Here is a 17,850-nt window from a genome sequence, read left to right as displayed (position 1 = left end):
CCTGCCTGTACCTCAGCGCAGCACGTTCGCCGCGCCGTCTGCCCCGGGCGCGCCGCCGCTGGCGATCGCGACGAGCTCCGCGCTGAAACGGGCCGCGACCGGCAGCCGGAAATGCAGCGGATCCCAGTAGTTGGCGTCCTGCGTCGTGATCGGCGAGGCATGCGCGTAATCGACGAGCGTCGCGCCGTGGCGGCGGGCGAGCGCCGCGATCTCGGCCTTGCAGCGGGCGTAACGCTGCCAGCCGGGCGAGCCTTCGCGCGGATAGGCCGCGAGGTGAGCGGGCGGCAGCACCAGCATCACCTGCGTCTCCTTCGGGAAGGCCATGATGCTCTCCTCCAGCCAGGACAGCGCCGGAAAGCGCCAGCGGGCGCTCTCGGCCGGCGCGACGGAAGCCGGCGGCGAGAGCGGCGCAAGGTCGGCGACCCTGCCGCCCAGGCTGGCATAGATATGGGCCTGTGCCCGGATGAGATCGTAGCTCGCCTCGGGCGGGGTGAAGACCTCGTAGCCGTCGCCGCGGATGCGCGCGGGCGACCAGCCGAGCCGATGGGCCAGGAGGCGGCCGGCGATCTCGAGATTGGTCAGGTTGAGGAGCTTCGGCCAGTCGCTCCAGGCGACCTCGCGCGAGAACCAGGCCGGCACCGGCCGCGGCGTCAGGCGCCTGCCCTCGTCGGTCGCGTCGGCCTCGCACCAGGTCGTGTCGATGCCCCAGATCAGCCGCCGCGGCACCCGGACATGCGCGCGGAAGAGCCGCGCCATCTCCATCTGCTCCCAGGGCGTGGCCGCATTCATGGCGAGGTTGACGAAGCGGGCATCGAGCCCGCGCGACAGGGCCTGCGGGTCGACGAGACGCATCGTCGAGGTGCCGATCACCGCCGCGTCGAAGCGCCCGGAGCGGACGAGCTGCGGATACATGAAGCGCTGGTTGATATCCATGATCGGCCGCGCCGCGTCGCCGGCATGGACCCGCATGCCGAAGGGATCGAGCGCGGCAACGAAGGCGAAGACGAGCCCCGCCGCGGCCAGCGCCGCCAGCAGGAACCATCGCGACCAGGCTATCCAGGCTTTCGCCATTCCGGCTTTCCGCTCCGTCTGATGCGGCGTCCTTCTAGAGCATGCACGGCCCGCTTGAACACCCGTCTCGCGACTGGCTGCGGCGCGCCGGACATGCGAGAAGCCGGCGATGCCCGCCGACCTTCGCCGCCCGATCGGACGTCTCGCCGCGCTTGTCCTCGCGGCGGTGCTCGCGCTCGCGCCCGCATCGGCCGAGGAGGCCACCCCACCCTCCTCCGGCATCCAGGACGCGCTGTGCCGGCTGATCGACGACGCGGCCAGGGCGCAAGGCCTGCCCGCCGCCTTCCTGACCCGGCTGATCTTCCAGGAATCGAGCTTCCGGCCCGGCGTCACCAGCCCGGCCGGCGCGCAGGGGCTCGCCCAGTTCATGCCCGGCACGGCGCGCGAGCGCGGGCTCGTCGACCCGTTCGACCCGGAACAGGCCGTGCCGAAGGCAGCGCATTTCCTGGCTGAGCTGCGGGTGCGCTTCGGCAATTGGGGGCTCGCCGCGGCGGCCTACAATGGCGGGCCGAATCGCGTCGCCGCCTGGCTTCAGGCCCGCAAGGCCGGTGAGACGCGCTTCCTGCCGGCCGAAACCGAGAACTACGTCCTCGCCGTCACCGGCCGCACGGCCGAGGACTGGGCGCAGGCCGCCGCCGAGCCGGGCAACGGCGACGGGCGCTCGCCGCCGGCGACGCTGGACGGCGATGCGCAAGGGGCTTGCGCGCCGACGCTCGCCGCGATCCGCCAGTCCCGCCCCGCCCTTCCGGCGATCGCGGAAGCGCCCTTCGCGCCCTGGGGCGTGCAGCTTTCCGGCAATTTCTCGAAGGCGCGGGCGCTCGCCGCCTTCCAGCGGGCGGCGGGCCGCCACCGCACGATCATCGGCGCGCTGCCGCCGATGGTTATCGGGACACGCCTGCGCAGCCGCGGCACCCGCGCCTTCTACCGGGTGCGCCTGCCTGCCGCGACGCGCGCCGAGGCGAGCGCGCTGTGCCGGCGCATCCAGGCCGATCGCGGCGCCTGCGTCGTGCTGAGAAGCTGAGGCCGGGCGGGCGATGTTGCAGGCGCGCAACGGCATGCGGCAAAGCTGACATGCTCCCGGCGATGTGATCGCGGCCTGATTGCACGGCCCCGGCGAAGCTGACAGGACGTTGAGGAGACGTTGACTTTTCCCATGTCAACTTCGCGATCCAGCCGCCCCGTCCGCCCGAGGTTTCCTCCGATGTCCCGCTTCCTCCGCCCGGCCCTGCTCGCCGGTCTTGGCCTCTTCGCACTCGGCTCCGCCGCCCGCGCCGAAATCGATCCGCTGACCCGCCAGCCGCTGATCCAGTACGTCGATCCCGCCAAGGCGCAGGCCACCGCCATCCCGCGCGAGATCGTCGACTACACGACCCAGCACAAGCCCGGCACGATCGTGATCGATTCGGCGGCGCGGCGCCTCTATTTCGTGATGCCCGACGGCAAGGCGATGCGCTACGGCGTCGGCGTCGGCCGCCCCGGCTTCGACTGGGCCGGGACCCAGATCGTCTCGCGCAAGCAGGAATGGCCGACCTGGACCCCGCCGGCGCAGATGCTGAAGCGCCGCCCCGACCTGCCGCGCTTCATGCCCGGCGGCCCCGACAATCCGATGGGCGCGCGCGCGCTCTATCTCGGCTCGACGCTCTACCGCATCCACGGCTCGAACGAGCCGGAGACGATCGGCCAGGCGGTATCCTCCGGCTGCATCCGCATGCTGAACGAGGACGTGATCGACCTCTACGACCGCGCCAAGGTCGGCACCCGCGTCGTCGTGGCGCGCTGAAGAACACGCAAGCGTTGGATCGAGGCCGGCGGCGACGCCGGCCTTTTTCGTCGGGTTACCGCCGCCGCTCGCGCGACAGGCCCTTCTCGGCGAGCGCCGCGACATAAGCCCGCATCTTCTCCTCAGCCTGCTCGCCGAGCTCGCGCAGATAATCCCAGGCGTAGATGCCGGTCTCGTGCATGTCGTCGAAGCCGAGCCTGACGGCATAGTTGCCGACCGGCTCGACCCGCAGGATCTCAACCCCGGCCTTGCCGGGCACGACGGTCTTCTGGCTGGGATGGTGCCCCTGCACCTCGGCCGAGGGGCTCTCGACCCGCAAAAGCTCGGCCGGCAGCGCGAAGGCGGCCCCGTCGTCGAAGGCGACATGCAGGGTCCGGCGGTCCTTGGAGAGGCGCAGTTCGGTCGGCCAGGACGACATGGTCGGTCTTTGTCCTTTCGCAAGGCTGCAGGCTGCCGGCGCTTGACCTTCGCCGGCTGAGTGCCAATGTCATGCTATAGCAAGTCGAAGGCGCGCCCGCATCCTGCGCGGAGCGGCCGCTTCGGTTGCGGGAACGTGAGGCAGACGTGCTGCTCGACGACATGAAGCCGCTGACGCGGCCGCCGCTGGTCGACCCGTTCGGCCGCACCATCTCCTATCTGCGCATCTCGGTGACGGATCGCTGCGATTTCCGCTGCGTCTACTGCATGTCCGAGGACATGACGTTCCTGCCGCGCAAGGACCTGCTGACGCTCGAGGAGCTCGACCGGATCGCCAGCGCCTTCGTCGCGCGCGGCACGAAGAAGCTCAGGCTGACCGGCGGCGAGCCCCTGGTGCGCCGCGACATCATGAGCCTGTTCCGCTCGCTCTCGCGCCATCTCACCTCCGGCGCGCTGGAGGAGCTGACGCTGACCACCAACGGCTCGCTGCTCTCCCGCCATGCCCAGGAGCTTGCCGGCTACGGCGTGCGCCGCGTCAACGTCTCGCTCGACACGCTCGACCCCGACAAGTTCCGCGCCATCACCCGCCGGGGCGACCTTGCCGTCGTGCTCGCCGGCATCGCGGCGGCACGCAAGGCCGGCATCCGGGTCAAGATCAACGCGGTCGCGCTGAAGGGCGTCAACGACGACGAGATCGAGCATCTGATGCTGTGGGCCCACGGGCTTAACATGGACCTGACCCTGATCGAGGTCATGCCGATGGGCGAGATCGAGGCCGGCCGCGTCGACCAGTACCTGCCGCTCTCGGTGGTGCGCGGGCGGCTGATGGACAGATATACCCTGGTCGACGATCCCTACCGCACCGGCGGGCCGGCGCGCTATGTCCGCGTCAAGGAGACCGGCGGGCTCGTCGGCTTCATCACGCCGCTGACGCATAATTTCTGCGAGAGCTGCAACCGCGTGCGGCTGACCTGCACCGGCACGCTCTATATGTGCCTCGGCCAGGAGGACGCCGCCGATCTGCGCGCGCCGGTGCGCGCCTCGCCGGACGACGCCCTGCTGCTGCGCGCCATGGACGAGGCGATCGCCCGCAAGCCGAAGGGCCACGACTTCATCATCGACCGCCGCCATCAGCGCCCGGCGGTCGGCCGGCACATGAGCGTCACCGGCGGGTGAGACCGGCAAGGCGCGGGGAGCGGCGCGGCTTGACCACTCCCCCGAAAGCGCTACCGTCACCGTCATGGCGGGTCGGTTGCGTCGGATGGCTCAGGTAGCGGCGGCCCGGTTGCGGGCGACCGGCGCGGCATGCCTCGACATCCTGCGGCAGACCCATGCGGCCCGGCTCGCCATCATGGCGGCGCGGCTGCGGCGCCCGCTCCCCCTCCTCGCCATGCTGATGCTCGCGGCCCTGCTGCTTTGCCTGTTTCTCGGCTGGTCGTCGGCGCGCGGCGTCTTCCGCGCGCTCTCGCCGGCCGGGATCGGGGCCGGCGTCGCCGCCGCCGCGGTCGGGCTTCTCGTGCTCGAACTCTGCGCCGCCTTCGCCGTCACGCTGATGAGGGCGGGCCTGCAACTCGCCTGCGACACCGGGCGCCACCGCATCCGCGCCCTGCTGGTGATCGCGAGCGGGCTCGGGCTCGTGGCGACGGCCCGGCAGCTCACGGCGGAGGGGCCGGCATTCCTCTCCGGCGCGCTCCTGCCGATCCTCGGCCTTTGCGCGCTGATTTCCCTGACGATCTGGTTCGAGCGCGCCTATCGGCGCCCGGCCTATCCCGGCTTCCGCGATTTTTGGGCCGATGTCGTCACGGCCCGCCACATCCTGATGCGAGCCGCCCATGGCGAATGACGACGGCCAGGCCTCCTGGGCCTCCCCTCCCAGCGCCCATCATCTGGCCGAAGCGGTGCGGGCCGGGCATCACGGCGCCGGTGACGCCCTCGAGAACCAGCCCGCCGCCGATGCGACGATGCTCTCGCAGACCGAGCAGACCCTGATCGCCCGGGCGCGCGAGCATGCCACGGCGATCCGGCAGGAGGCGGCGGCAAGCCTCAACGCGGTCCAGGCCGAGATCGCGGGCCGGCGCGCGCTGTTCACGCAGCAGCGCTTCGAGGACGGGGTGCGCGGCATCGAGGCGGCGATGCGCGGGATGCTGAGCAAGCATGGCGGCGAGCTGGAGCAGCGCGTCTACGACGCGCTCAGGGCCAGGCGCGAATACGCCTTCTTCAACTACGAGAACAAGCTGAGCGCCGATCCCAGCCCCGACAAATGGCAGTTCATCCTGTTCTTCCTCGTCGTGCCGCTGGTGATCGAGAGCCTGCTCAACGGCAATTTCTTCGCCGAGGCGAGCGATTTCGGCCTGATCGGCGGGGCTGCGACCGCCGTCATCATCTCGGCGCTCAACATCGCGCTCGGCTTTTGCATGGGGGTCGGCCCGGCGCGCTACTGCCAGCATGTGAAGGGCTCGCATCTGTTCTGGGCGCTGCCGGCCTATGCCGGGATGATCGCGCTGATCGTGCTGTTCAACCTCGCCGTCGGGCATTATCGCGAGATGCTGATCGCCAACCCGGACGCACGCTCCTTCCAGGTGATGCCGCGCCTGATGGAGAACCCCCTGGCGATCTACGACATCAAGTCGGTCGCGCTCGTCATCATCGGCTGCCTCGTCGCCTTCGTCGCGGCGACGAAGGGCTATTCCGCCTTCGGCACCTATCCGGGCCAGGCATCGGCCTATAAGCGCTGGCGCCAGCGCTGGAGCGCGGTCGAGGAGGAGCGCCGCCGGCTCGACGCCACGCTCCTGCCGGAGCTCGAGGCGGTCCGCGGCCGCAGCGACGGCTTCCGCGAGGACTGCCACGACGAGCTTCGCAGGCTGCAGGGCGTGAAGGCCGCCGCCGAGACGGCGCGCGATCTTTATCTCTCCCGGCTCGGGCAACTGCGCGCCGCCAAGGACGCGGCGATGATGCAGTATCGCGAGGCGAACCTCAGGGTGCGCACCGACCTGCCCCCGGCCTATTTCACGCAATCGCTCAACCTGGCGGAGATCGACCAGCCGGCAGAGCTGCCGGAATACGTCGCCGTCCGGCGCCTGATCGAGGATTTCGAGCAGCAGCTCACCAGCATGCCGGCCCTGATCGAGGCCAAGCTCAAGGAACGGCTGACGCTGCTGCGCGGCGTCGATCTCGCAGGCCGGATCGAGCAGGTGAAGCTCACGGCGGCGCAGGCCGGCCGCGAGGCGTTCGAGCGGGACGAGGCGGCCCGCAAACAGGCGGCGGAGGATTTCGCCGCGACGAGACGCTGAGGGTCGGCGGATGAAGACCGAGAACTGGGCGATCGTCGCCTCCGTGCTCGCCGGGCTCAGCCTCGCCGGCTTCTTCGCGGCGCCCTCGCTCATCGGCGGCCCGCCGCGCGACCAGGAAACGCTGTGCCCGAAGACGGGACCCGTCGGGCACACACTTATCCTCGTCGACAAGAGCGACCCGTGGAGCCAGGTGCAGGCGGGGCGGCTGAGGGCGCTGGTCAAGCAGATCGGCGAGACGCTGCCGGCCGACCGGATGCTGTCGATCTATGTCTTCAACGACGTGTTCGAGCCCGGCTTTCCCGCCCTGATCTCGCTGTGCAATCCCGGCCGGACGGTGAGCGAGCTGATCGGCAATCCGCGGCGCGAATATGTCAGATGGGTCGAGAAGTTCGGCCGCCCGCTCGACGAGGCGCTGACGGTGCTGACCCAGCCGGGCAAGGGCAACCAGTCGCCGATCCTGGAGGCGGTCGGCGATGTCGTCTCGCGCCGCGAGAACCGCGTCGCGACCGGGGAGCGCAGGCTCCTGCTTGTTTCCGACATGCTCCAGAACTCGGGCCAGTTCACCGTCTTCGGCAATGCGGCCGGCGCCCGCGATCCGGAGCGGCTGCGGCGGCTCGTCGACAAGGTCTGGCGGGAGGCGGGCGCCGGCGCCTGGACGCTCGGCATCCATCAGGTCCAGGGCGTCTACGAGCCCGCCCGGCTCGAACAGGCCGCCGCGCTCTGGAAGGACGCTTTCCGGAAGCTCGACATCGCGGTGGACTGGGACAGGCTGTAACGACGCAAGCCGCTCCCTCACGGGCCCACACCGCCGCACGGCCTCCCTGCCCGGGATGCATTGGACCCGCGCCGCCGGCCCCTGTATGGCTGCCTTGCGTGCGATGCCCCGCAGCCGCCGCCGGCCCGAAGCCTTCCGAACAGGATCCGACCCCTTGGCCAGCGCAGCCGAAAACCGCCGCGGCATCCTCTTCATGCTCCTGGCCATGTCGTTCTACATCGTCAACGACGCGTTCATGAAGCTCGCGCGCGAGGTCTATCCGGCCGGGCAGGCGATCACGCTCAGGACGGGCTTCGCCGTCGTGATCGGCATCGCGCTCGTCTTCGCCGCGCGCCAGGGTGACCGGCTCAGCGCCGCGCTCAACCCCCGCGTGCTGCTGCGCGGCCTCCTCGAAGCCCTGAGCGCGCTGGCCTTCGGCTGGACGCTCGGGCTGATGCCGCTCGCCAACCTCACCGCGATCAACATGGCCTCGCCGCTGCTGATCGTCGCGCTGGCGGTGCTGCTGCGGATCGAGCGCGTCGGCTGGCGGCGGGTGCTGGCGCTCACCGTCGGCTTCATCGGGGTGCTGTTCGTGGTGCGCCCCGGGGCCGAAGCCTTCAACGCGGCCTCCATCGTCGCCGTGTTCTGCGCCTTTCTCACCGCCGCCAGGGACCTGTCGACCCGCTTCATCAGCAACGACATTCCCTCGACCGTGGTGTCGCTGACCACCACCGTGCTGACCGGCATCGTCGCCATCGCCTTCGGCCTCACCGAGGAATGGCAGCCGATCTGGCGGCTGGAGAGCGTCTATGTCGCCTGTGCCGCCGTGCTGGTCGTGATCGGCACCTTCTTCATCATCGGCGCCTTCCGCCGCACCGATATCAGCGTGGTTTCGCTCTATCGCTATTCGATCATCGTCTTCGCGACGCTGCTGGGCTACCTGGTCTGGGGCGACGTGCCGGATCTCTTCACCACCATCGGCGTCGCGCTCATCGTCGGCAGCGGCCTCTACACCATGCACCGGCAGCGCGTGCGGCCCGATTCCAACCTGAAGCTCTCCCGCAAGCCGGCGCCATGACGCCGGCCGCGGGCGAAGGCCGTCTCAACCTTCGAGGAGAGCGATCAGGCTCGACGTATCCCAGCGGTTGCCACCCTTCTTCTGGACCTCGGCATAGAACTGGTCGACCAGGGCGGTGACCGGAAGCTGGGCGCCGTTGCGGCGCGCCTCGTCGAGGACGATGCCGAGATCCTTGCGCATCCAGCCGACGGCGAAGCCGAAATCGAACTTGCCCTGGTCCATGGTCCTGCCGCGGTTCTCCATCTGCCAGGAGCCGGCGGCGCCCTTGGAGATCACCTCCAGCATGGTCTCGACGTCGAGCCCGGCGCGCTTGGCGAAATGAATGCCCTCCGACAGGCCCTGCACGAGGCCTGCGATGCAGATCTGGTTGACCATCTTGGTGAGCTGGCCGGAGCCGGACGGCCCCATCAGCCGGCACATCCGCGAAAAGCTCGCGATCACCGGCTCGACCCTGGCATAGGCTTCCGGCTCGCCGCCGCACATCACGGTCAGCGCGCCATTCTCGGCGCCGGCCTGCCCGCCCGAGACGGGCGCGTCGACGAAGCCGAAGCCGCCCCGCTTCGCGACCTCGTGGAGCTCGCGCGCGACGGTGGCCGAATCCGTGGTGTGGTCGACGAAGACCGCGCCCTTCTCCATGCCGGAAAAGGCGCCGTTCGCGGCGATCGTCACCGCGCGCAGGTCGTCGTCGTTGCCGACGCAGGCGAAGACGATCTCCTGGCCCTTCGCGGCCTCGGCCGGCGTCGGCACCGAGCGGCCGCCATGCCGGGCGACCCAATCGCGCGCCTTCGCCGGGTTGCGGTTGTAGACGGTGACCTCATGCCCCTTGGCCTTGAGATGTCCCGCCATGGGAAATCCCATGACGCCCAGACCGATGAACGCGACCTTGGCCATGCTGCCCTCCGCTTGCCGTTTCGTGGCTCCGCCAGCGGGCTTAGAGCATCGGGCGGGACAGGGGAATCTCCTTTTCCGCACCGCGGCGAGGGGATAGATCATGCGCCACCCCGGCGAGGCGAGAGCGACGTGATACCCTGGAGCGTACTCGACAGCGCGGCGCTGCCCGACGGCAGCGGCGAGCTCAGACTGAAGCGGCGCGGCGGCGAGTTCTCGATCATGCTCGGCGCCAACGAGCTGATGAACAGCCGCCTCAGCGGCTCGGAGGAGGCGCTGGCGCGGCTTGCCTGCGAAAGGCTGGCCGGGCGGGCGCGGCCGCGCATGCTGATCGGCGGGCTGGGGATGGGCTTCACGCTCAGGGCCGCGCTCGCCGGCCTGCCGCCGGATGCGGAGCTGGAGGTGGCCGAGCTGATCCCGGCCGTCGCCGCCTGGGCGCGGGGGCCGATGGCAGCGGTCTTCGCCGGTTCTCTCGACGATCCGCGCCTGCGGCTCATCATCGCCGATGTCGCGGCGGTGATCGCAACCGGCAAGGGGCGCTACGACGCGATCCTGCTGGACGTCGACAACGGCCCGGAGGGGCTGACCGTCGCCGGCAACGACCGGCTCTACGGGCCGGCCGGGTTGCAGGCGGCCAAGGCCGGGCTGCGGCAAGGCGGCATCCTCGCCGTCTGGTCCTCGGGGCCGGACCACGGCTTCACCCGGCGGCTGCGCCAGGCGGGCTTTGCCGCCGAGACGATCACGGCGCGCGCCCGTCGCGGCGGCGGCGGGGCGCGGCACGTGATCTGGCTGGCGAGGCGGCCCTGACGGGGCCTCAATTGACCAGGCAGAAGCCCTCGCAGGGGGCGGACGCCACGGCCGTGGCGAAATCCGAGATCGCCTTTTGCGCCTCGGGCCGCAGGGACGGGCGCACGGCCTGAAGCGCGCCGACGAGCGCATTGCGGTCGGGCGGCGCGAGCGCGGCGGCGATGCCGGCCGCGTTCTCGGCGAAGGCCCCGGCGATGAGCAGGCGGTTGGCGTCGGTCAATCCCGGATCGCGCAGCGCCAGCGCCGAGCCGACCACGATCTCCTGAAGGCCGAGCCGCATCTCCCTGAGGCCCCGGGCCCGCTCCTCGGTCTTCTCGTCGTCCTTCAGCCTGAAGGAGAAATCATTGATCGCCGAAAGCGCGCCGCCGGCCGCCCTGAGCAGGAAGACGCGCGCGTGGCTCAGCTCGTCCTGGAATTCGACCGCGTTGGCCGCCTGATCCGGCTCCTTGCGGCCCGGCTCCGGCGAGAACAGCGCATAAACCTGCAGGATCTGCGTCTGCTTCTGGATGAACTCGAGCAGCAGCGCCAGATCCGGCGCGGCATAGGGCGGCGTGCCCAGGATCGCCGGCAGGTTCCAGACATCGGCCAGGACCTTGCCGTCGACGGGGTCGGACAGGCGCGGCAGGGTCGGCTTGCCGTCGTAGAGCCTGAGCAGCGACTGGACGGAGGCGAAGGCGGCGTCCAGATAGGCCTTGCCGTTGGCCGGCACCTCGGCCTCAGCCGCGGGGGCCAGCAGGAGGAGCCCGCCCATCGCGGCGGCCCGCGCGATCGATCGAATCCGAATCATGGTCTTCCTTTTCCGGCGGCGCGCTGGCGGCACCCGTGTTGCAGCGCGACTTCTACGACATCCGCGGCGGGGATGTCGCGCCCTTTTAAGCGCCCGCCGAACGGCCGCGCATGCCGCGCCCCGCCGGGGGCGGAAACGCCCGGTCCGAGGCCGGAACTTACCCGAAAGTCGCAGGAATCGGCGCTGAAATCCCTCGCGCTTCGCAAGCCCTTTCGCTACAACCCGATTTCGACCGCCGGGCGACAGAAGCCGTCATCAGAAACGCCTGCATCCGTCAGACAGCCGAGGAGAGCCTCCAGATGAAGCGCCGTCAGTTCATCCAGACCGCCGCGGCCGGTGCCGCCGCGACCGCCGTCGCCATGCCTGCCGTCGCCCAGTCGAATCCCGAGATCAAATGGCGCCTGGCGTCGAGCTTCCCGAAATCCCTCGACACGATCTTCGCCGGCGCCGAGATCATGGCCAAGATGGTCTCGGAGCTGACCGACGGCAAATTCCAGATCCAGGTCTTCGCCGGCGGCGAGATCGTCCCGGCGCTCCAGGCGCTGGACGCGGTCACCAACAACACCGTCGAGATGGCGCACACCGTCTCCTACTACTATGTCGGCAAGGACCCGACCTTCGCGATCGCGGCCTCGGTCCCCTTCGGCCTCAACGCACGCATGCAGAACGCCTGGCTGTTCCAGCACGGCGGCAACGAGCTGTTCAACGAATTCTACAAGAAATTCAACGCCTACGGCATTCCCTGCGGCAACACCGGCGCGCAGATGGGCGGCTGGTTCCGCAAGGAGATCAAGTCGGTCGCCGACCTCCAGGGCCTGAAGATGCGCATCGGCGGCATCGCCGGCTCCGTGCTCCAGAAGCTCGGGCTGGTGCCGCAGCAGCTCGGCGGCGGCGACATCTATCCGGCGCTCGAGAAAGGCACGATCGACGGCGCCGAATGGGTCGGCCCCTATGACGACGAGAAGCTCGGCTTCGCCAAGGTCGCGCCCTATTACTACTATCCGGGCTTCTGGGAGGGCGGGCCGACCGTCCACGCCTTCATCAACCTGGAGAAGTGGAATTCGCTGCCCAAGTCCTATCAGGCCGCGCTGACCGCCGCCTGCACCTATGCCAACACGCAGATGGCGGCGCGCTACGACGTGGTGAACCCGCCGGCGCTGAAGCGCCTCGTCGCGGCCGGCACGCAGCTTCGCCCCTTCCCGCAGGACATGATGGAAGCCTGCCTGAAGGCCGCCAACGAGCTCTATACCGAAATCTCGGCCAAGAACCCGGACTTCAAGAAGGCGATCGACACCATGGCCGCCTTCCGCTCGGAGCAGTATCTGTGGTGGCAGGTCGCCGAGCTCTCCTTCGACGTCTTCCAGGTCCGCACGCGCACCCGCTGAGCGGACGGCGCCACCACGCGAACCATCACAAGGCCCGGCGCGAGCCGGGCCTTTCCGTTGCGGCCGGCCTTGCCACAAACGCGCCTTGCTGGTTCGCTAGCTCATCGCGCGTCCTACCGGACGCGATAACGATGAGCTATCTTATCGCTAGAGCGTCGCTCACGGGTCCTTGCCATGCCGCGCACCGCGCTCGCCCTCATCCTGTCCGGCCTTGCGACCGCCGCCGCGGCGCAGTCGATCGGCGAGCCGCTGCCGCGGAAGGCGGCTGCGTACGAAACCCCGGCGAAGCCTGCCGCCAGATCCGGCCCCGCCGCCCGCCCCTGTCCCGAATACGGCGCCGGCTTCATGCGGGTCGAAGGCTCCTCGTTCTGCGTGCGGGCCGGCGGCGCAGTCCGCGCCGAATTCGGCAAGAGCTCGCGCAACGGCTATGGCAGCCGGGCCGACGGGCTGGTCTATCTCGAAAGCCGGGGCGAGACCGCCTTCGGGCCGGTCCGCTCGGTGATCGGGGTGCGGGGCAAGGTCGATCGCGGGCTCGATTCCGGCCCCTTCCGCCGCTGAACTCAGCGCAGCAGCCGCGCCACCTCCTGCCGCAGGACGGGCAGAAGCTCGGCCTCGAACCACGGATTGCGCTTGAGCCAGGCATTGTTGCGCCAGGACGGATGCGGCAGGGGCAGCACGCGCGGAAAGACCGGCCGGGCGAGGATCTCGCGCCAGTCCGCCACGGTCGCGGAGAGACTGCCCACGCCCTTGCCGCCCAGGTGCCAATCCTGGGCATAGCGCCCGATCGCCAGCACGAGCTCGATCCGGGGCAGGCTCGCGAAGACGCGCGCCCGCCAGGCCGGTGCGCATTCCCGCCGAGGCGGCCTGTCGCCGCCCTTGGCGTCGAGGCCGGGGAAGCAGAAGCCCATCGGCACGATCGCGACCTTTTCCGCATCGTAGAAGGCCGCCTCGTCGATGCCGAGCCAGCTGCGCAGGCGCACGCCCGACGGATCGTTGAACGGCCGGCCGCTGGCGTGGACGCGCGTTCCCGGCGCCTGCCCGGCGATGCACAGCCGCGCCGTCGCCGAAGCCTGGATGACCGGGCGCGGCTGATGCGGCAGCGGCGGCGGGAAGCGGGGCGCATCGCGGCAGATGCGGCAGGCGCGCAACTGCGCCAGCACCTCGTCGAGCGGCTCGCCGGCACTCATCGGCGCGCCAGCCGGGCAGGGTCCGGCGCCCGCGAGATCAGGCCGTCGCAGTGCCAGTTCGCCTGCGCCCCGGCATAGCCGTGGGGATCGCCCTTCTCGACGCGGGCGAGACCGTTGATGCGTCCGCTCGGGCGGCTGCGGATGACGAGGAGATCGCCGCTCGTCTCGATGGTGAAGCAATAGGTGCGCCGCTTCTCCCACGGGCCGTAATAATAGCAGACGGCGTCCTGCGTCGTGGTCCAGCAGGCATCGGTGTTCGGCACGTTGCGGTTATGCCCGCTCGCCCTGCCGTCGGGGTGGTGATACTCGCTGAACGGCAGATTGCTGCCGGAATAGCGGCCTGAAACGGTGTTGCCCTCGAAAAGCCGCCTGATCCGGGGCCCGTCCAGCCGCTCCGCGGCCATGGCCTGCGCCAGCGCGAGCAGGCTCGACGCGAGGACGGCGAGGCTTGAAAGCCGGGCCATCAGCGCCGCGCCAGCTTCCGGCTCATCGGGGCCTCGGGCGCCCGCGAGATCAGCCCGTCGCAATACCAGGGCGTGCCGTTGTCGGTGTGGCCGCGCGGATTGCCGGGCTCGACCCTGGCGAGCGCATTGACCCTGCCGTCGCCGCTGTTGCGCAGGACGTAGAGATCGCCGCTCATCTCGACCGAGAAGCAGTGCACCGTCCGCTCGCTCGGCGGACCGTAATAATAGCAGATCCGGTCCGGCTTGGTGATCCAGCAGGCATCGGTGTTGGGCTGCCAGCCATTATGGCCGAGCGCCCGGCCGTCGGGATCGTGATATTCGGTGAAGAAGCCGCCATTGGTGTAGCGGCCCGAGACGGTATTGCCCCGGAAGGCGCGCTCGATCGCCTCGCCGCTCAGCCGCTCGGCGGCCGGCGCGGAGGCCGGGACGGCCAGGAGCGCGAGCAGGGCGAGAAGCGCGGCCTCGAGCCTGGCGAGCCGCCGCGGATGGCGCCTGCGCCCGCCGTCATGGAGCTTCATCGGATCCTCTCCCCTGCCGCCCAACCGGATAACGGCCCGCGCCGGAAGGTCAACCCGATTGCCGGGGCATCGTGACGCCAGCATGGCACGGCCGCATTCAGCGCGGATGGCTGCGCCGCCAGGCTTCCGGGCGCTCGAAGCGCATCGCCCAGAGGCCGCGCCCGGCGGCACGCGCCGCCGCCTCCTCGGCGCGATAGGCGCCGTAGGACACCGCATGACCTTCGCTGACCAGCGTCGCGTTGATATCGGTCTTTCCCTGCCGGCAGCGGGCGAGGCCGCGGCCATAGCGGTCGGCCTTGCCGATCTCGCAAGCGACCGCGCCCCGCGCCAGCAGCGCCTGCAGGGCGCGGTGCGCCGCGCGCCCGCAGGCGACGGGCCTGCCGTCGGGTCCGGTGCAGCTCTGGCGGTATTCTGGCGCGTCGATCCCTTCGAGCCGCAGTTCCTCGCCGGAGAGCCTCAGCGAATCGCCGTCGATCGCCTGGGCATATCCGGCGAGCATCCGCGCCGGGCCGAGGCGATATTGCAGGATCGCGCCGAAGAGCGCGAGGAAGCCGAGGAGGCCGAGCGCCACGACGAGATCGACCGGCCGGCCGACGCGGCGCCAGCCGAAGGGTCCTGAGCGGGAGCGACCGAATCCGAAGGGTGCCATCAGGAAGAGCTTAACGATTTGGTGTCCATGGTGGCGAGCCGGCCTCCGCATGCCGCGGGGCCGAACGAGGATACACGCAGCCGACCATGCCGGAAGTGACGGCCGAACAGGTGCAGCGCGGGCGCGGGCCCGACCCTGCCGTCGTGGCGCGGCGGAAGCGCGTCACGCGCGAGGTCAAGTCCGCGCGCGAGCGGCTGACCTCCTCGACCGGGCTGGAGCGCGCTTTCGACAACGAGCTGCTGCGCGTCTTCGCGCAATACCGGATCTCCGGCTCGGCCGGCACGCTGGTGCTGGTGCTCGGCATCGCCGCCGCCTCCTGCCTGTGGCTGCCGCTGCCCTTCGTCCTGGTCTGGAGCGGCTCCGTCCTGCTCACGGCGGCGGTCATCGTGGTGCTGGCGCGGCGCTATATCGCGGAGCCGCCCGACGAGACCCGGCTGAAATCCTGGCGCCGGCTGTTCACGGCGGCCGAGGGCATGCACGGACTGTCCTGGGCGCTGCTGCTCCTGCTGTTCGCCTCGGTCGGCGCGCCGAGCGCCAAGGTCTTCGTCACCACCGCGCTCCTGATCGCGAGCGCGCTGACCGTGATGCTCTCCGCCACGATCCCGATGGCTGTCTATGCCGGGCTCATGCCGATCATCGCCGGAATCATGGTCTTCTTCTGGGACCGGCACGACATGGACAGCCTGACCATGGCGTTGATGGCGGCCTCGGCCCAGCTCTTCTTCATCTTCCTCGCCAACCGGCTCTATGCGAGCTCGGTCACCTCGATCACCTTCCGGGCCGAGAAGGACGCGCTGATCGCGGAGCTCGAAACCGCCACCGCCAATTCCGACGAGGCAAGGCGCAAGGCGGAAGAGGCCAACCTCGCCAAGTCGCGCTTCCTCGCCACGATGAGCCATGAGCTGCGCACCCCGCTCAACGCCATCCTCGGCTTCTCCGAGGTGATGAAGAACGAGATCTTCGGCGAGCACGCCAATGCCGCCTACAAGGAATACTCCTCCGACATCCACGGCTCGGGCCAGCACCTGCTCGACCTGATCAACGAGATCCTCGACCTCTCGCGCATCGAGGCCGGCAAATACGAGCTGAACGAGGAGGCGCTCTCGCTGCCCTCCATCGTCGAGGACTGCCAGCACATGCTGGCGCTGCGCGCCAAGGCCAAGGGCCAGGGGATCCGCACGCTGGCCGAACCCGACCTGCCGCGCGTCTGGGGCGACGAGCGCGCCATCCGCCAGGCCGTGCTCAACGTGCTCGCGAACGCGATCAAGTTCACGCCCCAGGGCGGCGAGATCACGATCAAGGTCGGCTGGACCGCGACGGGCGGCCAATATGTCTCCGTCTCCGATACCGGCCCGGGCATCCCCGAGAACGAGATTCCGATCGTGATGCAGAGTTTCGGGCGCGGCTCGCTGGCGATCAAGACGGCCGAGCAGGGCTCGGGGCTCGGCCTGCCGATCGTCAAGGGGCTGATCGACCTGCATGGCGGCGGGTTCCAGCTGAAGTCGAGGCCGCGCGACGGCACCGAGGTCACGATCACGCTGCCGGCCGAGCGCGTGATGGACACGCTCGCCGCCCTGCCCGAACCGAAGACGCGGGCCGCGTGAGCGCGCCCCGACCCCACCCCTCCAGTCCCTCGGACATCGGATCATGAACCGGAAAACGCGCGTCGCCGTGCTCTATGGCGGGAAATCGGGCGAGCACGAGGTTTCGCTGAAATCGGCCGCCTCGGTGCTGCGCCATATCGACCGGGAGCGGTTCGAGCCCGTGCCGGTCAGCATCGACAAGCAGGGCCGCTGGCAATGCCACGAGCTACGCCGGATCGACGCGGCTTCTGGCGACAGCCTGCCGATCCTGGCCGATTCCCCCGCGATCCGGCTGGAACCGCGGGGCAGACGCACCGCCATCCTGCCGACCGAAGCCACGGCGCCGGCGATCGAGCCGGTCGACGTGGTGTTCCCGGTGATCCACGGCCCGCTCTGCGAGGACGGCGCGGTGCAGGGCCTCCTAGAGCTCGCCGGGGCGGCCTATGTCGGCTCGGGCGTGCTGGCCTCGGCCATCGGCATGCACAAGGACATCGCCAAGCGCCTGGCCGGGCTCGCCGGCCTGCCGATCGCGCCTTATCTTGCCCTGTCGCGGCGCGACTGGCGGCGTAGTCCGGCCGGCGCCGCCGAGGCCGCGCGGGAGCGGCTTACGCTGCCGGTCTTCGTCAAGCCCTGCAACATGGGCTCGAGCGTCGGCGTCCATAAGGTCAAGCGCTGGGAGGATCTCGACGGCGCGCTCACCGACGCCTTCCAGTACGACACCGAGGTCCTGGTCGAGCAGGGCATCGACGCCCGCGAGATCGAGGTCGCGGTCATCGACGGCGATCCGCCGGTGGCCAGCGTCGCCAGCGAGCTCAACGCCGGCCCGCAGCACGAGTTCTATTCCTATGAAGCGAAATATATCGACCAGGACGGGGCGAGCATCGACCTGCCGGCGAAGCTCGATGCGGGTGAGATGGCGCGGGTCAGGCAGCTCGCTGTCGACGCCTTCGTCGCGCTGGAATGCAGCGGGCTCGCGCGTGTCGACTTCTTCCTCGACCGCAAGAGCGGCGCATTCTTCTTCAACGAGATCAACACGCTGCCGGGCTTCACCGCGATCAGCATGTATCCGAAGATGATGGAGGCGTCCGGCCTGCCCTATCCGGCGCTGATCACCCGCCTGATCGAACTGGCCCGGGAGCGCCACGCCGAGCGGGCCGCGCTGAAGACGGACTATGCGGGGTAGCCTCCCACC

Annotated in this window: 20 protein-coding genes; 12 read left to right on the top strand and 8 right to left on the bottom strand. The window is 70.0% G+C overall.

Annotated elements, in window-relative coordinates; genetic code table 11:
* Positions 1 to 12: 12 nt before the first annotated feature.
* Positions 13 to 1,071, bottom strand: coding sequence for a hypothetical protein (locus M9917_RS16545; RefSeq protein ID WP_297255498.1), 1,059 nt, complete (start codon positions 1,069 to 1,071; stop codon positions 13 to 15).
* A gap of 109 nt (positions 1,072 to 1,180) precedes the next feature.
* On the opposite strand from M9917_RS16545, the gene M9917_RS16540 reads away from it, so the two are divergent.
* Both M9917_RS16540 and M9917_RS16535 read left to right on the top strand, forming a co-directional pair.
* On the top strand, positions 1,181 to 2,092 hold the full coding sequence (locus tag M9917_RS16540) for a lytic transglycosylase domain-containing protein (RefSeq protein ID WP_297255496.1): 912 nt from the start codon (positions 1,181 to 1,183) through the stop codon (positions 2,090 to 2,092).
* Between the two features lie 180 nt (positions 2,093 to 2,272).
* Positions 2,273 to 2,851, top strand: coding sequence for a L,D-transpeptidase (locus M9917_RS16535; RefSeq protein WP_297255494.1), 579 nt, complete (start codon positions 2,273 to 2,275; stop codon positions 2,849 to 2,851).
* A gap of 55 nt (positions 2,852 to 2,906) precedes the next feature.
* Here the strand turns inward: M9917_RS16535 and M9917_RS16530 are convergent, their stop codons facing one another.
* Entirely contained in the window at positions 2,907 to 3,269 is a 363-nt protein-coding gene (locus M9917_RS16530) for a gamma-butyrobetaine hydroxylase family protein (protein ID WP_297255493.1), read from the bottom strand.
* Positions 3,270 to 3,430: 161 nt separating this feature from the next.
* Between M9917_RS16530 and moaA the strand changes: the two genes are divergently transcribed.
* The 5 genes from moaA (at position 3,431) to M9917_RS16505 (ending at position 8,390) form a co-directional block, all read left to right on the top strand.
* Positions 3,431 to 4,444, top strand: a complete 1,014-nt coding sequence (gene moaA, locus M9917_RS16525) for a GTP 3',8-cyclase MoaA (protein WP_297257102.1) — start codon at positions 3,431 to 3,433, stop codon at positions 4,442 to 4,444.
* Positions 4,445 to 4,529: 85 nt separating this feature from the next.
* Positions 4,530 to 5,111, top strand: coding sequence for a hypothetical protein (locus M9917_RS16520; RefSeq protein WP_297255491.1), 582 nt, complete (start codon positions 4,530 to 4,532; stop codon positions 5,109 to 5,111).
* Positions 5,101 to 6,558: a hypothetical protein gene (locus M9917_RS16515; RefSeq protein ID WP_297255488.1), complete on the top strand. Its 1,458-nt coding sequence runs from the start codon at positions 5,101 to 5,103 to the stop codon at positions 6,556 to 6,558. The genes M9917_RS16520 and M9917_RS16515 overlap by 11 nt, the downstream gene beginning before the upstream one ends.
* A 10-nt stretch (positions 6,559 to 6,568) precedes the next feature.
* Complete coding sequence (locus M9917_RS16510) at positions 6,569 to 7,333, top strand: hypothetical protein (RefSeq protein ID WP_297255487.1); 765 nt, start codon at positions 6,569 to 6,571, stop codon at positions 7,331 to 7,333.
* 154 nt (positions 7,334 to 7,487) lie between these two features.
* Positions 7,488 to 8,390: a DMT family transporter gene (locus M9917_RS16505; RefSeq protein ID WP_297255485.1), complete on the top strand. Its 903-nt coding sequence runs from the start codon at positions 7,488 to 7,490 to the stop codon at positions 8,388 to 8,390.
* Positions 8,391 to 8,414: 24 nt separating this feature from the next.
* On the opposite strand, the gene M9917_RS16500 is transcribed toward M9917_RS16505, so the two are convergent.
* Positions 8,415 to 9,281 (bottom strand): NAD(P)-dependent oxidoreductase, encoded by an 867-nt coding sequence (locus tag M9917_RS16500; protein ID WP_297255483.1) that lies wholly within the window; start codon positions 9,279 to 9,281, stop codon positions 8,415 to 8,417.
* A 129-nt stretch (positions 9,282 to 9,410) separates the two neighbouring features.
* Between M9917_RS16500 and M9917_RS16495 the strand changes: the two genes are divergently transcribed.
* Positions 9,411 to 10,085, top strand: coding sequence for a spermidine synthase (locus M9917_RS16495; RefSeq protein WP_297255481.1), 675 nt, complete (start codon positions 9,411 to 9,413; stop codon positions 10,083 to 10,085).
* Positions 10,086 to 10,092: 7 nt separating this feature from the next.
* On the opposite strand, the gene M9917_RS16490 is transcribed toward M9917_RS16495, so the two are convergent.
* Complete coding sequence (locus M9917_RS16490) at positions 10,093 to 10,872, bottom strand: hypothetical protein (RefSeq protein ID WP_297255479.1); 780 nt, start codon at positions 10,870 to 10,872, stop codon at positions 10,093 to 10,095.
* A gap of 299 nt (positions 10,873 to 11,171) precedes the next feature.
* On the opposite strand from M9917_RS16490, the gene M9917_RS16485 reads away from it, so the two are divergent.
* Both M9917_RS16485 and M9917_RS16480 read left to right on the top strand, forming a co-directional pair.
* Positions 11,172 to 12,257, top strand: coding sequence for a TRAP transporter substrate-binding protein (locus tag M9917_RS16485; RefSeq protein WP_297255477.1), 1,086 nt, complete (start codon positions 11,172 to 11,174; stop codon positions 12,255 to 12,257).
* A 174-nt stretch (positions 12,258 to 12,431) separates the two neighbouring features.
* Positions 12,432 to 12,815: a porin family protein gene (locus M9917_RS16480; protein WP_297255475.1), complete on the top strand. Its 384-nt coding sequence runs from the start codon at positions 12,432 to 12,434 to the stop codon at positions 12,813 to 12,815.
* 2 nt (positions 12,816 to 12,817) lie between these two features.
* Here the strand turns inward: M9917_RS16480 and M9917_RS16475 are convergent, their stop codons facing one another.
* From M9917_RS16475 to M9917_RS16460, 4 genes are all read right to left on the bottom strand, one after another.
* Positions 12,818 to 13,444, bottom strand: a complete 627-nt coding sequence (locus tag M9917_RS16475; RefSeq protein WP_297255472.1) for a uracil-DNA glycosylase family protein — start codon at positions 13,442 to 13,444, stop codon at positions 12,818 to 12,820.
* Entirely contained in the window at positions 13,441 to 13,908 is a 468-nt protein-coding gene (locus M9917_RS16470; protein ID WP_297255471.1) for a hypothetical protein, read from the bottom strand. Before M9917_RS16470 ends, M9917_RS16475 begins: the two co-directional genes overlap by 4 nt.
* Positions 13,908 to 14,426: a hypothetical protein gene (locus M9917_RS16465; protein WP_297255469.1), complete on the bottom strand. Its 519-nt coding sequence runs from the start codon at positions 14,424 to 14,426 to the stop codon at positions 13,908 to 13,910. Before M9917_RS16465 ends, M9917_RS16470 begins: the two co-directional genes overlap by 1 nt.
* A gap of 97 nt (positions 14,427 to 14,523) precedes the next feature.
* Positions 14,524 to 15,075, bottom strand: coding sequence for a thermonuclease family protein (locus tag M9917_RS16460; protein ID WP_297255466.1), 552 nt, complete (start codon positions 15,073 to 15,075; stop codon positions 14,524 to 14,526).
* Between the two features lie 86 nt (positions 15,076 to 15,161).
* Here M9917_RS16460 and M9917_RS16455 point away from each other — a divergent pair, with 86 nt between their 5' ends.
* Together M9917_RS16455 and M9917_RS16450 are read left to right on the top strand one after the other, a co-directional pair.
* Positions 15,162 to 16,679 (top strand): sensor histidine kinase, encoded by a 1,518-nt coding sequence (locus M9917_RS16455; protein WP_297255465.1) that lies wholly within the window; start codon positions 15,162 to 15,164, stop codon positions 16,677 to 16,679.
* A 43-nt stretch (positions 16,680 to 16,722) separates the two neighbouring features.
* The gene (locus M9917_RS16450; protein ID WP_297255464.1) at positions 16,723 to 17,841 is read left to right on the top strand and encodes a D-alanine--D-alanine ligase family protein; all 1,119 of its coding nucleotides are present in this window, start codon (positions 16,723 to 16,725) and stop codon (positions 17,839 to 17,841) included.
* The last annotated feature ends 9 nt before the right edge of the window (positions 17,842 to 17,850 follow it).

The organism is Bosea sp. (in: a-proteobacteria), from assembly GCF_023953965.1.
In the GTDB taxonomy this organism is placed as follows: Bacteria; Pseudomonadota; Alphaproteobacteria; order Rhizobiales; family Beijerinckiaceae; genus Allobosea.
This window is presented reverse-complemented; position numbering and strand designations above follow the sequence as displayed.